The following is a 15725-nucleotide window of genomic DNA, read 5'->3' on the forward strand; positions in this document are numbered from 1 at the left end:
ATCAGGCAGTTTGTTGGCCCTGAGTGTTGTTCATCAGCCGGCGAATCGGCACGATAAGTAATATCAACACCGCCGCACAGATAACGAGCGCAATGGAGCAGCGCGCAAACAGAGTCGGTAACATATCAAGCTGATCAGCTTTAACATGACCGCCAATCAGGCCCGCTGCCAAGTTACCCAATGAACTGGCGCAGAACCACAGCCCCATGACCTGACCGCGCATTCTGTCCGGTGCCAGCAAGGTCATGGTCGCCAGCCCGATAGGGCTAAGGCACAGTTCACCTAATGTTAGCAGCAGAATACTCATTACCAACCACAGCGGTGAAACCCCCGCGCCACCACTGCTGAGGACATGCTGAGCGGCATACATCATCACGGCAAAACCTGCCGCAGCGCATAAAATACCAATAACAAACTTAGTGATACTGCTCGGCTGAATTTTTTTCTTTGCCAGTGCTGGCCATGCCCAACTGAATACTGGTGCTAACAGAATGATAAATAACGCATTGATTGACTGGAACCAGACGGTCGGGATTTCAAAGCCCATCACCATGCGGTCGGTATAGTCATTGGCAAACAGGTTAAATGAGGTCGGTTTCTGTTCAAAAGCAGACCAGAAAAATGCCGCAGACACTAACAAAATAAAGCACACCAATAAACGGGCGCGATCTTTACGGCTCATTTTGGCAAAAGCAAACAGATAAACGAAATAGAGTGTCACGGAGGCGGCAATCACATAGACCAGCAAGCTGGCAATCAACACCGGATTAATCGGGATAATTCCCTGTGAAATCAGGGCAATGATGACCACCACAACCAACATAATAGCCGTTACCCATTTACCGACGCCTTGGCGTTGGTTAGTGGGTTTATTCCAGCTTGAGTCCAGGCCAACTTCTGCGTCATAGCGCTTCATTGCCGGTATGGCAAAGCCACGGAAGATAAGTAATGCTACCAGCATACCAATCCCGCCGATACCAAAGCCCCAGTGCCAGCCATGGGTTCGCAGCAACCAGCCAGAGAGCAGCGGCGCAATAAACGACCCCATATTAATTCCCATATAAAACAGTGAGAAACCACCGTCACGACGGGTATCACCCGGCTTATAGAGGGTGCCGACCATGACCGAGATACAGGTTTTAAACAGGCCAGTGCCGAGCACAATAAATGCTAAACCGATAAAGAACAGGTCATTGCCGAAAAAGGCCGACAAGGCAATTGACAGGTGGCCCAAGGCAATCAGAATCGAGCCATACCAGACGGCGCGTTGTTGTCCAAGCCAGTTATCCGCCAGCCACCCGCCGGGCAACGCGGCCAGATACATGCTGCCGGCGAAAATACCGACGATAGCCGAAGCTTGCTCACGGGGCAGGCCCATACCACCATCAAAAACGGTAGCCGCCATAAATAGAATTAAGAGAGGGCGGATGCCGTAGAACGAAAATCGCTCCCACATTTCGGAAAGAAATAGTCCGCTGAGCGGGTAGGGATGCCCAAAGAATGTACGACCGCCAGGGGTGTTAACAGAGGTTTGCATAAAGTCTTCCCATAGAATCGCCTTAAAATGAGCGAATAAGCCATCATCGAGTGTCAACGCTTTGGCGCTGCGGCCAGTGGTCAGGTTTAACACTCGTTACAGTAGAATTTAACGCAATAATAACGTCATTTTTTAATTTCCACCGGGGGTTATATCGTATTTTTAGATGAAAAGTCGACATGCATTGCATTTATCAATCAGTTAAAGCTTAAATTGATAGATTATTTGGCTCTTTATCACGGTATTGGGGTGAGAAATTAGACAGAAAAAGTGCAAAGCAATGTCGGTTATCAGCAGGAAGTGCATTTCGTGGGCTTAATAGCGCTATTTTGACTCAGTTATCATGCTGCTGAATGTCGCGGCGCTGTGCTTTTAACGGGGCGCGTTGCAAGCACCAGTAAGAATAAAGGGCGTTAAACAAGACGACCACTGCCGTGACGCAAAATACCGCACGGAAACCATAGCTGGCCGACACCGCCGCCCCTAATAGTGGGCCGGTGACATTGCCGACATCACGGAATGACTGGTTATAACTGAAAATCCTACCCGCGACCTGATTCGTACAGTTATAAATCAGTAAGGTCTGCACCGCCGGCAACAATGCGCCATCTGTGGCACCTAATAAAAAGCGCAGAATGCCCAGTTGCAAGGGAGTTTGAACAAAGGCCATCGGGATAAGAATCAGGATGGATAATGCCAACATGGCAATCAAAATGCGCTCTGGCCCGATTTTGTCCCCCAGTTTGCCCAATCGAGGCGCACTTATCAGCGCAGCAACACCAGGGACTGAGGCAATCATGCCGCTGACAAAGGCCAGATTATGAATATCACCCGACAGTTCGCGCACATACAGCGTCAAGATGGGCGCAATAGAGCCGGTCGCAATCTGGATAATCATGGTGGTGACAAACAAACTGAGGATTAACTTAGGGTTTTTCAGTGAGTTAAAAACCTGACGCCCATTGAGCATGTCTTTCTTCAAGACGGGTGCAAACTGTTCTCTGACACAGAACCAGGTCATTGCAAAACAGGCGAATAAGACGCCGGCAGTGATAAAGAATACTGGCCGCAGGCCATAGTTGTCGGCCAACAGCCCACCAATCAATGGCCCGATTAATGCCCCACTGACCCCGCCGGTTGAGAGGGTGCCGAGTGCCCAGCCGCTTTTGTTACGCGGTACCTGTGTCGCAATAAGCGCATTGGCATTGGGAATAAATCCCCCCAAAAGCCCTAACAGGGCGCGCAAGGCCAGGAATTGCCAAATATTTTGCGCCATGCCCATCAGCACCATCACTATCCCCATGCCAAGTGCAGAGCGCAACAGCATGATTTTTCTGCCTTTACGGTCAGCAAGGCTGCCCCAGAAAGGCGCGGCAATAGCCGAAAACAGGAAAGTGATACTGAATACCAGACCCGACCACATATTCAATGACTGGTGACCACTCACACCCAACTCTTCCACATACAGTGGCAGAAATGGCATGATCAAACTGAATGCCGCGCCAGTAAGAAAGCAGCCTAACCAAGTGACAAATAAGTTTCTTTTCCAGTTAATAGGTTGTGGTGCCGAGGTCATAAATTACCGATTAAGCAAGGGTTGTTTTTTAAACAAACTGATTGCTTTGTGTCTCTTTATTCGTCGATTGGGGCGTTTGAAAGGGGCAGCAAAGCGCAAGAGTAAAATACTTAGCTTGGTAAGTATGCGCTTATAGTGCATTGACATCAATGAGATGAATGTTGGTTTTTATTAAAAAGCCACTGCGCGATTAGCGCAGCAGCTCATCTATTACAGTAAAATATCAATCTTTGTTATCAGCGGTAAGCTTCATTTTTAGTGACGGAATAACGGCCACTTCCCAGCAGCATGATAGCCACGCCACCCAAGAAATACATTGCTTCGTTTTCCAGACCCCAAGCACCCACTTGCGTCAAAGTAAAGAATTTTCCTGTTCCGACCATCAATACAGCAACTAACAGGTTAACAGCATAAATAAATGCCGCAGGGCGGGTAAACAAGCCAAGAATAATCAGAAGAGGAGTAATAATCTCGCCAATGTAAACGCCATAAGCAACAAAACTGGGAATACCTTGCGCTTGTAAAGACTCAGCTATCCAACTGGTACCGTGCTGAATTTTTGCCACACCATGAAATAACATTAAAATACCGAACGTCAGGCGTAATAAGAGTTTGCCGCCGTTAGGATGGTCTGTCAGTCGAGTGAACCAGAGATTAAGAGTTGCGAGCATATATATCCTTATCAAGAAAAAATATTCCCGTCATACTTCAAGCGCATGTGCGTTGGCCGCCTTCTTGCAACTCGAATTATTTAGGGGATAACCAGAAGATAACTCAGAGAAATTAATTCAGTATCGTCAGACTCGTACTATATTTCTATTGGATAATACTGACTGATTGTATCAAAAAAATTGATGTAAATTAATTATCATTATCATCTGTAATATCTTTTTCGTATAAGTAATCTCTGGATCTTTCAAGCTAAGGTTGTGCGGGCTGCCATTGTGGCTCGGATATTCATCAGCCTCGCGTCTGCAAGGCCCGGTATGCCTACTCCCGAGCGATTGCTGGGAGTAGCTGAAGTTACTCATACAGCGAAGGTTCACCTGCTGGACGGGTTTTGAAACGCCGATGCAGCCACATGTATTGATCCGTCGCGCGCACAATCTCTTTTTCGACCACTTTATTCATAAAGGCCGCCGCTTCAACTTCATTATCCAATGGGAAGTTATCCACTGCCGGCTGTAAAATCAGTTGATAGCCTTTGCCGTCGGGTAAACGACGCGGTGTAAAAGGAATGATTGCGGGCTTACCCATTCGCACCAGTAGATAAGTCCCGGTGGTGGTAGCGGCTTGGTCTACAGCAAATAGAGGTACAAATACACTGCTGCGTGGGCCGTAATCATGGTCTGGCGCATACCAGATAATTTCACCTTGCTTGAGGCTGCGCACCATTCCTTTAAGGTCTTTACGATCGAGCATAGCTTTGTTTGACCGCATCCGGCCCCAGGTTTGCATCCAATTCATAGCTTTATTGTCATGCGGGCGATAAACGCCAATCCCCGGATTATAGATACCAAAAATACGCGCACCCAGCTCCAGTGTTAGAAAGTGCAAACCTATCAGCAAAACACCTTTACCTTCATCACGGGCTTGTTGGATATGTTCCAGCCCGCTGACACTGCACCAGCGCTCAATACGCCAGTTTGGCCAAAACCACGCCATACCGGTTTCAAATAGCCCCATGCCGACGGATTCAAAGTTCTTAACCAACAACTCATCCCGCTCACTTTGTGGCATATCGGGGAAGCATAGCTCCAGATTGCGTTGCGTTATTTGTTTGCGCCGTTTGAGAAAATGCATGGAAAAACGGCCAAGAGAGGTTCCCATGACGTAGATGGCGGGATAGGGAAGCAGCACTAATAGGTAGAGAATACCGAGACCGAACCAAGTCGGCCAATAACGTGGATGCAGTAGTGAGCGATTAAAAGAAGGAACTTTCATATCTGTTTTCATCGTCATTGTAATTCATTCGTATAGTTAACTATTTGCTATTGACGGTGCCTATCGTGTTTATGAGAGAACCTCAATAGGGCGATACCAACCTATTTATCTGTCGTTTTAAGGTAGACTATTGTGGCATTTTTAGGGGATTACAGGAAAAAAGACCGCACCAAAAAGTCATTTTTCTGCTTTTTTGTTGTAAATTTCATCAGTTAAATCACTTATTTGATGATTATATGACCAAAGCTGATGGGGCTATTTTATCGGATTTAGCAAGCTAACTAATTCAGCCAAACTACTGACAGCCATTTTTTCCATCACTTTGGCCCGATGCACTTCGACGGTTCGCACGGAAACACAGGCAATATCTGCAATATCACGATTAATCAAACCTTGCATAACCCACTGGGCAATCATCTGTTCCCGTGGTGTCAGAGAGGCATAGCGCAGTTGTACCTGACGGCGCGTAACACGTTGTTCTGAATGCAGAAATCCCAGTTGTAAAGCAGCCATTAAAGGTGCTGTTGCAACCGGCTTTTGTAAGAAATCGACCGCCCCCAGTTTCATCTGCTCAACGGCTTGAGGCACCTCGCCGTGCGCGGTGAGAAATATCACCGCCAGGGTGCTGTTTAACTGGCGCATCTGGGTGTAAACCTGAGTGCCATCAAGCAATGGCATACGAATATCGAGCAATAATACGCCGGGCTGATATAAATCAGCTTGCGCCAGGAAAGATTCGCCGTTATGCCAGACTTTCACTTTGTGACCGAGACTTTCCAGCAAAAAACGACAGGCGTCGGTAACAGCAATATCGTCATCAAGTAGATGAATCAGTGACAAAAGTAAGCTCCTTAGTTGGGGTGAGTGGCAACATTAGGGTGACACACAGCCCCCTATTGCCGGTGGCGGCAACCTCGTTACGCAATGTCAAATTCCCACCCTGGCTGGTTATCAGTCGTTGGCAAATCACCAGACCGAGCCCGAGTCCCTCACTTTTGGTGGAGCGGAAAGGGGCAAAAGGTTGGCTGAGTTGTTCCGGAGTCAATCCCCCGGCGTCATCTTGTAATGTCAGAATTGCCCAGCCGGCTTGTTGGTGAGCACTAAACCATAACTGACGCGCGCCGGCCTGCAAACTGTTGGTTATCAGATTACTTAGCACTTGGTCTGGTAAGGTCGGGGGCAAGTGCAGCACTATCTGTGGGTCAATTTCCGTGTGCAACTGGCAAGGCGGTTGGTGCTGTTCTGCGCCCAATAACTGCCAGAGATGTTTGAGCAGTTCATGCAGTGGCTGACTTATTGTTGCTCTTTCATGAGCGGGCGATTTCCCCGCCCACAGGCGCAGGTTAGCAATGGTATCGGCCCCGCGCTGAGCTTGTTGGCTAATCTGCGCCAGAATCGGCAATAAAGCATGGTCAGCTTGCTCCCGTTGCAGGCGAATTGCGCAGCCATCAGCATAATGTTGGATGGCCGACAGTGGCTGGTTCAGTTCATGCGCAAATCCCGAGGCCATTTCGCCCAGAATACTCAAGCGCTGGGCTTGTTCCAGTGCATTTTCCTTGGCCCTGAGCTGCTGGTGCAATTGTTCCAGTTGGCGACTGCGGCGGCGCACCAGAAAGGCGACCCAAATATGATTAGCGCCGAGCAAGAGCAGAATCAATGCAATAGCAGCAATCAATAACCGATGTTGTTGGGCCCAATCGGCTATTTGTTGCCAAAAATAAGGTTGCTGTGGATGCTGATTAACAGAGCGCAACAGGGTTTCTACCTGACTGGTAGAGGAGGGCGCGCCCCACAGCAGGGGCTGGTTATCACTGGGGCTGAGTAAAATTCGTGTCACATTATCGGCTAATTCATCCGGAACATGTGATAACGCTGCAAATGACCAGTTGGGATACAACTCCGTGCTGGTTAGGCAAGGAATAGTGGGCGGTTTGGCCAATAATGGCCGGAAGTCGCGGGCATGTATCAGCCCCTCCGCTTGCATATCTTCCAACAGACAGGTGGGGACGATAGCTGCAGAAATTGCGCGATCACGCAGCAGATAAATTAAGGCATCCACCGGGAAGCCCGAAAAATGCAGCTTAAAATCCTGTTCCGGTTGCAGTCCGGCATCACGCAATGCTTTGTATCCCAACAAATAACCGCCAAAAGCCTCCGGTGAAACGGCACCGACACCTTTACCCATTAACCCTTGCGGCGAGTGGATATCACTGTCTGCGCGCACCAGAATAACACTGCCAATGATGTTGCGGCTGGTGCCATCAGGTTCATGACTTGATCGCAAAGAAACCAGCCAGCGCAGGGGAAAGTGGCTATCAATTTGCACATATTGCGCCGGATTGGTGAGCAGAAAATCAATTCGATTCTGCGCCACGGCGCTCTTCATGGCATGTAAGTCCAGCGGCAATAACTGAAAATGTTGTTCCGGAAGTTGCTGATTCAAATTATCGACCAGCGGTTGCCAATGTGTCTGCGCCTGAGCATCACCGCGTAATGCGAGCACGCCAATGGTCCAATCACGGGCATGGGCGGCAGAAATACATCCAAACAGCATTATCGCCAGCACTCTGAAATACATGCATGTTCCTTTTTTATGATCCCCGTCGCGGTGTGCAATTGTCCTGGATCAAGTCCCTAAAGGGAATGTGGAAAACCACAATAGGGCTTCTGTTCGCCAATTTCTACAATCCCTGTATCAAGAAGAGGGTGAGAAGAAAAATGGATCAAGGGAAAAGAGCATTTCTACAGCGCTTGGGCGTTTTGACCGCCGGAGCGGCACTGGTGCCATTGGCTGAGGCCGGTTGGCAGATGGAACCGGTGCGTAAACAAGGTGATATCAAGCGGCGCTATGCCATGTTGATTGATTTGCGCCGCTGCATTGGTTGTCAGGCGTGTACCGTCAGTTGTGCTATTGAGAACCAATTGCCTCAAGGCCAGTTCCGCACCACCGTCAATCAGTATCAGATTGCGTTATCGGGGGCTGAAAGTGTGACTAACGTGTTATTACCTCGCCTGTGTAACCACTGTGATAACCCACCTTGTGTGCCGGTCTGTCCGGTACAGGCCACTTATCAGCGGCAAGATGGCATTGTGGTTATTGATAATACCCGCTGCGTGGGCTGCGCTTATTGCGTGCAGGCGTGTCCTTATGAAGCTCGATTTATTAATCACAGCACCCAAACTGCGGATAAATGCACTTTCTGCGTTCATCGCCTTGATGCCGGATTATTACCTGCCTGTGTGGAATCTTGTGTTGGTGGGGCGCGGATTATTGGTGATTTACGTGACGGCGACAGCATCTTACGCAACATGCTGCTGGAGCATGCTGCTGACATCAAAGTATTGAAACCGGAGCAAGGGACACATCCACAGGTGTTTTACCTCGGATTAAACGAGGTGTTTACCCAGCCATTACAAGGCCAGCCCGCACTCTGGCAGGAGGTTCAAGCATGATCCAGGACAGTATGATCCGGGAAATTTTAGCCCGCCCGCAGGATATCGCCTGGTTACCTTGGGCCGTGCAGTATTTCTTCTTTATTGGGCTAGCGTGTGGAGCGGTGTTGTTTGCGGGGGGGCAGCGCCTGCTTTCCCGCCGAGGGGCGCGGTCTGTGCAACAAAGCCAATTGGAGTTTACCGCACTGATGCTGGTGGTGACCGCCGTCGTGGTCGCCCCTCTGGCGCTGAATGCTGATCTCCACCAACCGGCGCGTGTCTGGCATTTTTATGCGCACTTTACTCCGTGGTCGTGGATGTCTTGGGGCTCACTCTTTTTGCCGCTGTTTAGCATGTTGGTCATGGGCTATTTTCTGGCACTGATTTATAGCCGATTAAAGGCCAAACCGTTGCCACGACTGCTGGCGGGGTTGGCATTTCTTTGCGCACTTTCTGCTATCAGTATTTTGCTATACACCGGACGCGAGGTCTCAATATTACGCGCCCAACCATTGTGGTTTAGCTTATGGCTACCTCTCTTTATCTTCCTGACTGCCTGTCAGGCAATCCCTGCGCTGTTGGCCGGGTGGCTATGGCGTGATCCGCAATATCAGCGCCCTCTGGCAAAATGGCAACTTATCACTTTAGTGGCGCTGGCAGGGGTTACGTTGCTGTGGGCCAGTGGTGATAACCCTTCCGCGCAAGCCCTGCGCCACTGGGCAGCTCAGTCCCCGTTTACCGCGGCAATGCCGGTTGCTCTGTGGTCATTGCTATTCGGGCTTAGCCTGTTCAATAGGAAAAAAACATTCTCAACCTCGCTGGTGGCGGTTCAGGTACTGATTGCCCTGGTGTTGTGTTGGTCGGTGCGCTGGTTATTGCTGATGCAAACGCAAACATTGCCTAAATACAATGTGTTAGCCAACCCTTACTCCTTGCCACTGGGCAGCGAAGGTTTGCTGGCAATTGTGGGAACTTTCGGCCTATGGGTCACTGCAATCATTGCTATTCGCGAAAGCGTCAGCTGGATTGAACAAAAATACGCCGGTTCAAACCGAGTTGAAGGGGAAATGCATCATGGCTAAATCTACACGGCGTCAATGGTTAAAAGGCAGCTTAGCCTTAGGGGGAGTCGTGGCGTTTGGTGCCAGCTACCATGCTGTTGCGCGCAAAACATTGGCCGGATTGGTCGATGGCAGCGCGGGCAAACTGACACTTGATCCCATCAGTGCCAATGCTTTGCCGACAGAAGGGCGTGTCGGGGCGCAATGGCAGCCGAATCCACAACAGGCGGTTTCCATGACCCAATGTTTTGGATGCTGGACACTGTGCGGCTTGCGAGTGCGTGTCGATACGCAGCAGAACAAAATTCTGCGCATCGCCGGTAACCCTTATCATCCATTATCTCATGACCACCATTTTCCTTATCAGTTGCCGCTTAGCGAAGCACTGCAACGCCTTGGCGGCGAGCAGGGAATGGCGGGGCGTTCCACCGCCTGTGCCCGTGGAGCAACCCTGTTGGAGGGGGTAGATAGCCCTTATCGAATCACTGAGCCGATGAAACGCGTGGGGCCGCGTGGCAGTGGTAAATGGCAGCGTATCAGTTTTGAGCAATTGGTTGCTGAGGTGACACAAGGCGGGGACTTGTTTGGCGAAGGGCCGGTCGAGGGGCTGCGGGCTATTCGTGATTTGGTGACGCCGATTGATGCTAAACAACCCTCTTTGGGCCCTAAAGCTAATCAGTTACTGGTAACCAATGCTGGCGATGATGGGCGCGATGCTTTTATCAAACGTTTTGCAAATCAAGCCTTTGGTACCAAAAATCTGGGCAGCCACGGGGCATATTGCGGATTGGCCTACCGTGCCGGTTCCGGTGCGCTGATGGGGGATTTAGATAAAAATGCCCATGTTAAGCCCGATTGGGATAACGTCCGTTTCGCGCTGTTTTTGGGGACATCACCGGCACAATCTGGTAATCCATTTAAGCGCCAGGGGCGTCAGTTAGCCAATGCTCGTCAGCGCGATAATTTCAATTATGTCGTAGTTGCGCCCGCCTTGCCGCTGACCACCACTTTAGCCAATCAGCACAACCGTTGGGTGCCAGTATTGCCGGGAACAGATGCCGCTCTGGCAATGGGGATGATCCGCTGGATTATCGAGCAAAATCGCTTTAATCGCGATTATCTCTCCCTGGCCGGCGAAATGGCCATGCAATCCGCGGCAGAGCGCAGTTGGACCAACGCCAGCCACTTGGTTATCACTACAGAAAGCCATCCATTGGTTGGTCAGTTTTTACGCGCCAGTATGTTAAGTGGTGAAGCGGTCGTTGAGGGGGAAGAAAGCCCAGTATTAGTACAAACGGCCGAGGGTTTATTACAGCCCGCCCCACAGGTACTACAGGCCGAATTATTCGTTACCCGGGATGTCACCTTGCATGACGGGCAAAGGGTGCAGGTGCAGTCGGGCATGACATGTCTGCAACAGGCCGCAGCCCGTTTTACACTGGCAGAATACAGCCAGCAGTGCGGCGTGCCGGAGGCAACCATTATCGGACTGGCCCGGGAGTTCACGGCTTATCAGCGCCAGGCGGCGGTGATTTCTCATGGCGGCATGATGGGCGGTAATGGGTTTTATACCACTTGGGCGGTCATGATGTTGAATGCCATGATTGGCAATCTCAACCTTAAAGGCGGCGTTTCAGTTGGCGGCGGCAAGTTTGATGGCTTTGCTGACGGGCCGCGTTATCAGCTCGCCACCTTTGCCGGTATGGTCAAACCCAAAGGTTTACCTCTGTCGCGCAGTAAGCAACCCTATGAAAAATCAGAAGAGTATCAGGAAAAAGTCCGGCAGGGGCAATCTGGCTATCCGGCCCGAGGCCCGTGGTATCCCTTTGTGGGCGGGCAATTAACTGAGCAATTAGCCCCAGCATTGGCGGGTTATCCTTATCCGCTAAAAGCCTGGATAAGCCATATGACAAATCCGTTGTATGGGGTTGCTGGCCTGCGCAATCTGATTGAAGAGCGGCTGCAAGACCCGCGCCAGTTGCCACTATTTATTGCCATTGATGCTTTTATGAATGAAACCACGGCATTGGCGGATTACATCGTACCGGATACTCATAACTTTGAGAGCTGGGGGTTTAGTGCTCCTTGGGCCGGGGTATTAGTGAAAGCCAGTACCGCCCGTTGGCCGGTAGTCGAATCACGTACGGCTCGCACGGCGCAAGGCGAGCCAGTGGCAATGGAAAGCTTCTTGATTGCTGTCGCCAAGGCCTTGAAATTACCGGGGTTTGGGGCTAATGCGATGCAGGACAGTGAGGGCAATAACTTGCCGCTGGAACGATCAGAAGATTATTACTTACGCGCAGCCGCCAATATTGCGTATGGTGGTGAAAAACCGCTGCCTGCGGCGGCGGATGATGAGTTACGTTTAACCGGCGTTGACCGCTTGTGGCCTGCACTTCAGCGCAGTTTGCAACAGGATGAACAGCGGCGGGTGGCTTATTTGCTGGCGCGCGGTGGGCGGTTCGCACCTTATGAGAAAAGCTGGAATGGCGATGCCACTGGGCCGCAATGGAAAAAACCATTGCAAATCTGGAATGAGAATGTGGCGAAACATCACCATGCCATTACCGGCGAGCGCTACAGCGGGTGCCCGACCTGGTATCCGCCGCGTCTGGCGGACGGCTCAGATGTGTTCGAACATTATCCGGCAACTGACTGGCCACTGCGACTGATGTCATTTAAATCTCACTTGATGAGTAGCTCAACGGCCATGATTGAGCGCTTGCGTGCGGTCAAATCCACTAATCTGGTGGCGATAAATCCACTGGATGCGCAGCGCAATGGGATTGAGCATGGTGATATTGCGCTGTTAATGACTCCTGGGGGGCAGATGGAAGTGCAGGTCAGTTTATTGGACGGTGTTATGCCGGGAGTTGTTGCTATTGAGCATGGCTATGGTCACCGCGAAATGGGGGCCAGAACTCATTCACTGGATGGCGTCGCAATGGCATCAGATTCACGAATCGGGCAGGGAACCAACCTGAATGATTTGGGCTTTACCGACCCAACCAGGGAAGTGCCCAACACTTGGCTGGACTGGGTGAGTGGCGCGGCTGTCCGGCAGGGACTACCGGCAAAATTGCAGCGGATAGGGTAATACCCCAAAATTTTTAGCCCACAGATAAACAAATCCCTCGCGTTGGTGAGGGATTTTTATTTCCGGGTTAAGATATTTTCAGTGTATAAATTATCACTATTAATCATGTTGGGGAGCGGGTGATGTCAGTTGCAAAACTCAGTGCGAGTCTACTGGCCGCTGGGGGGCTGTTGGGCTATTTCGGTGCTGATTGGCAGAGCAAACCCTTACTGATTGCCGCCGGAATTGCTCTGTTAGCGGGTATTGTTGCCTCGGGTTTTACCGATCGCGCTCATCGCGACAAATAGCTGCCGTGACAGAGGGGAACGCCGCCCGTGAGGTGATAAACGGCGTCCATTTACCCAACAGAGAAAAGTGCTAAAGATGTGCCGTGGCGGTGTTTCAGGTATTATATGCGCCGCACGGGGTAACCGGTGCCAAAACATCAGTTCTATTGCGCGATGATTTACTGTGGTTAGCAGCCTAATGACTTACGTAACCCATTGAGCAGTAATTAAATATTTACCAGTAACCTCTTTGAAAGACAGGAACGTACACCATGCCAGTGTTACATAACCGAATTTCTAATGAGGAACTTAAAGCGCGCATGTTGGCTGAAACCGAACCGCGCACCACAGTTTCTTTTTATAAATACTTCACGCTGGAAGATGCGAAAGTCTTCCGCGATAACCTCTATAGCCAATTTGTTAAGCTTGGCGTCTTTGGCCGAGTTTATGTTGCCAAAGAGGGGATTAATGCCCAAATTAGCGTGCCTGCTAATCGTTATGATGAATTTAAAGTCGCGTTATTTGCGGCTCATCCTGCTCTGGATCAAGTGCGATTGAATGTCGCGCATGAAGATGACGGCAAGTCATTTTGGGTGCTGCGCATGAAAGTTCGCGAGCGTATTGTGGCCGACGGCATCGACGATGACAGTTTCGACCCAAGCAATATTGGGCACTATCTGAAAGCTGATCAGGTCAATCAGATGATTGATGACCCCGATACTCTGTTTGTCGATATGCGTAATCATTATGAATACGAAGTGGGTCATTTTGAAAACGCAATAGAAGTTCCTTCAGATACTTTCCGTGAACAACTGCCGATGGCGGTTGATATGCTACAACATGATAAAGATAAGAATATTGTGATGTATTGTACTGGCGGGATTCGTTGCGAGAAAGCCAGCGCTTATATGCTGCATAATGGCTTTAAAAATGTTTATCACGTAGAAGGCGGGATTATTGAATATGCCCGCAAAGCAAAAGAACAAGGTTTACCGCTTAAGTTTATTGGTAAAAACTTTGTTTTTGATGAGCGGATGGGGGAGCGCATCTCTGACGATGTCATCGCGCATTGCCACCAGTGCGGCACACCAAGTGACACGCACACTAATTGTAAGAATGATGGTTGCCATTTACTGTTTATTCAATGCCCAGCTTGTGCTGTGAAATTTGAAGGTTGTTGTAGCCCTATTTGCCAGGAAGAACTACAGTTACCGCAAGAAGAGCAACGCGCTCGCCGTGCGGGGCGTGAAAACGGCATTAAGATTTTTAATAAGTCGAAAGGGTTATTACAAACTACCATGCATATTCCTATGCCGGAAAAGGGCACCGATAAGTAATATCCGGTGCTATTAAAAATAGACGTTGTCGGTTATTTTATCCGGTAACGTCTTTTTTTTTGCCATTTAAGCCGTGGCGATTCCAATACAAGGATTGATAATGACAAAACCTGTGGTAAGTGGCCAAGGGTTGCGGTTAGTTGCGATGCTGGCAATGTTGGTCGTGATTATGGCCGGGATCAAGGCGGCATCGCCTATTGTAGTTCCCTTTTTACTGGCGATATTTCTCGCTATTGTTTTAAACCCTTTGGTGAAGTTACTCGAGAAAATAAAGATCCCTCGGACATTAGCTATCGTCTTACTGGTAACCATTATTGTTTTATTGATGGCATTACTGTTTAGCCGCTTAGGTTCTTCATTAAATGAATTTGCCCGCTCATTACCGCAATATCGCGGAATGATGCTGGAAAAAATGCGTGACTTACAAGAATTCGCCATGCGCTTTAATATTGAGTTCTCGGTGGATGACATCATGAAACATGTCGATCCCAGCATGGCCATGAACTTTATTACCCGCTTACTTAGCCACCTTTCCGGTGCGATGGCCAGCACGTTCTTGCTGTTAATGACCGTCGTATTTATGCTGTTTGAAGTTGAGCGTCTCCCTTATAAAATGCAGTTGATGTTTGATAATCCAGAGCAAGGGAATGCGATTCTCAGACGCGCATTGAATGGTGTTACGCATTATCTGGTGATTAAGACAATTATTAGTATTGCTACAGGGATTGTCATTTGGCTATTCTTGGCAGCAATGGGCGTTCGGTTTGCTTTCCTGTGGGGGTTATTGGCATTTGTTCTAAATTATATTCCCAATATTGGGTCAGTATTGGCTGCCATCCCACCGATTATTCAGGCCTTGCTGTTTAACGGTTTTGCCGATGCATTTGCTGTGACCGGCGGTTATATTCTCATCAACCTGATTGGCGGCAACATTATTGACCCGCGCATGATGGGGCGCGGCTTAGGATTATCAACGCTGGTGGTGTTCTTATCATTGATTTTCTGGGGCTGGCTATTGGGGCCGATAGGCATGTTGCTCTCGGTACCATTAACTATTATTGCCAAGATTGCATTGGAGTTAACACCGGCCGGTTATAAATTTGCCGTGTTACTGAGTGATGGTAAGCCCGCTAAAGTTGAGTCCGACGCGCCAACATTGTGATGTAAACATCTGAGGGCCGCAGGTGGAAGTGATGCCTGTTGGCCCAACCCAAAAGGAGAGAATGGCGTGAGAGTGGTAAATTAATAGAAAAAGAAATAAATATCCAGGGCCAACAGTATTAGCCATAAACAGATATAGAGCATTAGATGCTCCCGCACATTATTGATAACCATTGAGAGCAATTTATTTAACATGCTGCCTACCTGCGGCTAAAATCATCGCTCATTATAGGGAGTTTTGATTATGTAAACAATAAGATGAGGGTTAAATTCGCGACTATTGGTTTAATAAAATAAATAAATTAGCAACAGAT

The 15725-nt window shown here is 49.3% G+C and carries 13 protein-coding genes; 6 read left to right on the forward strand and 7 right to left on the reverse strand.

Going from position 1 to position 15725, the window contains the following annotated elements; translation table 11 throughout:
* Nucleotide 1: 1 nt before the first annotated feature.
* The 6 genes from F0T03_RS08780 to ttrS form a co-directional block, all read right to left on the reverse strand.
* Nucleotides 2-1537, reverse strand: coding sequence for a peptide MFS transporter (locus F0T03_RS08780; protein WP_145554607.1), 1536 nt, complete (start codon nucleotides 1535-1537; stop codon nucleotides 2-4).
* A 334-nt stretch (nucleotides 1538-1871) separates the two neighbouring features.
* Nucleotides 1872-3113, reverse strand: a complete 1242-nt coding sequence (gene mdtG / locus F0T03_RS08785) for a multidrug efflux MFS transporter MdtG (protein WP_159677886.1) — start codon at nucleotides 3111-3113, stop codon at nucleotides 1872-1874.
* A gap of 236 nt (nucleotides 3114-3349) precedes the next feature.
* Nucleotides 3350-3784, reverse strand: coding sequence for a DoxX family protein (locus F0T03_RS08790; protein ID WP_145554609.1), 435 nt, complete (start codon nucleotides 3782-3784; stop codon nucleotides 3350-3352).
* A gap of 352 nt (nucleotides 3785-4136) precedes the next feature.
* Nucleotides 4137-5057, reverse strand: coding sequence for a Kdo(2)-lipid IV(A) acyltransferase (locus tag F0T03_RS08795; RefSeq protein ID WP_162527025.1), 921 nt, complete (start codon nucleotides 5055-5057; stop codon nucleotides 4137-4139).
* A 255-nt stretch (nucleotides 5058-5312) separates the two neighbouring features.
* Complete coding sequence (ttrR, locus tag F0T03_RS08800) at nucleotides 5313-5897, reverse strand: tetrathionate respiration response regulator TtrR (RefSeq protein ID WP_159677888.1); 585 nt, start codon at nucleotides 5895-5897, stop codon at nucleotides 5313-5315.
* A complete protein-coding gene (ttrS, locus tag F0T03_RS08805) occupies nucleotides 5875-7635 on the reverse strand; it encodes a tetrathionate respiration histidine kinase TtrS (RefSeq protein ID WP_159677890.1) in 1761 nt (586 codons plus the stop codon). Before ttrS ends, ttrR begins: the two co-directional genes overlap by 23 nt.
* Before the next feature lie 140 nt (nucleotides 7636-7775).
* Here ttrS and ttrB point away from each other — a divergent pair, with 140 nt between their 5' ends.
* The 6 genes from ttrB (at nucleotide 7776) to F0T03_RS08830 (ending at nucleotide 15412) form a co-directional block, all read left to right on the forward strand.
* Nucleotides 7776-8510, forward strand: coding sequence for a tetrathionate reductase subunit TtrB (gene ttrB, locus F0T03_RS08810; protein WP_145554612.1), 735 nt, complete (start codon nucleotides 7776-7778; stop codon nucleotides 8508-8510).
* Nucleotides 8507-9571 carry a tetrathionate reductase subunit TtrC gene (gene ttrC, locus F0T03_RS08815; RefSeq protein WP_159677892.1) on the forward strand — a complete coding sequence of 355 codons (1065 nt, stop codon included), beginning with the start codon at nucleotides 8507-8509 and terminating at the stop codon, nucleotides 9569-9571. Before ttrB ends, ttrC begins: the two co-directional genes overlap by 4 nt.
* Nucleotides 9564-12647: a tetrathionate reductase subunit TtrA gene (ttrA, locus tag F0T03_RS08820; protein WP_159677894.1), complete on the forward strand. Its 3084-nt coding sequence runs from the start codon at nucleotides 9564-9566 to the stop codon at nucleotides 12645-12647. Before ttrC ends, ttrA begins: the two co-directional genes overlap by 8 nt.
* A 122-nt stretch (nucleotides 12648-12769) precedes the next feature.
* Nucleotides 12770-12934, forward strand: a complete 165-nt coding sequence (locus tag F0T03_RS21525) for a hypothetical protein (RefSeq protein ID WP_167515572.1) — start codon at nucleotides 12770-12772, stop codon at nucleotides 12932-12934.
* A 251-nt stretch (nucleotides 12935-13185) separates the two neighbouring features.
* Nucleotides 13186-14250: an oxygen-dependent tRNA uridine(34) hydroxylase TrhO gene (trhO, locus tag F0T03_RS08825; RefSeq protein ID WP_145554615.1), complete on the forward strand. Its 1065-nt coding sequence runs from the start codon at nucleotides 13186-13188 to the stop codon at nucleotides 14248-14250.
* Nucleotides 14251-14350: 100 nt separating this feature from the next.
* Nucleotides 14351-15412 carry an AI-2E family transporter gene (locus F0T03_RS08830; protein WP_145554616.1) on the forward strand — a complete coding sequence of 354 codons (1062 nt, stop codon included), beginning with the start codon at nucleotides 14351-14353 and terminating at the stop codon, nucleotides 15410-15412.
* Nucleotides 15413-15492: 80 nt separating this feature from the next.
* On the opposite strand, the gene F0T03_RS08835 is transcribed toward F0T03_RS08830, so the two are convergent.
* Nucleotides 15493-15606, reverse strand: a complete 114-nt coding sequence (locus F0T03_RS08835; protein ID WP_145554617.1) for a DUF2770 family protein — start codon at nucleotides 15604-15606, stop codon at nucleotides 15493-15495.
* Between the last annotated feature and the right edge of the window lie 119 nt (nucleotides 15607-15725).

Origin of the sequence: Yersinia canariae (assembly GCF_009831415.1) — a bacterium.
In the GTDB taxonomy this organism is placed as follows: domain Bacteria; phylum Pseudomonadota; class Gammaproteobacteria; order Enterobacterales; family Enterobacteriaceae; genus Yersinia; species Yersinia canariae.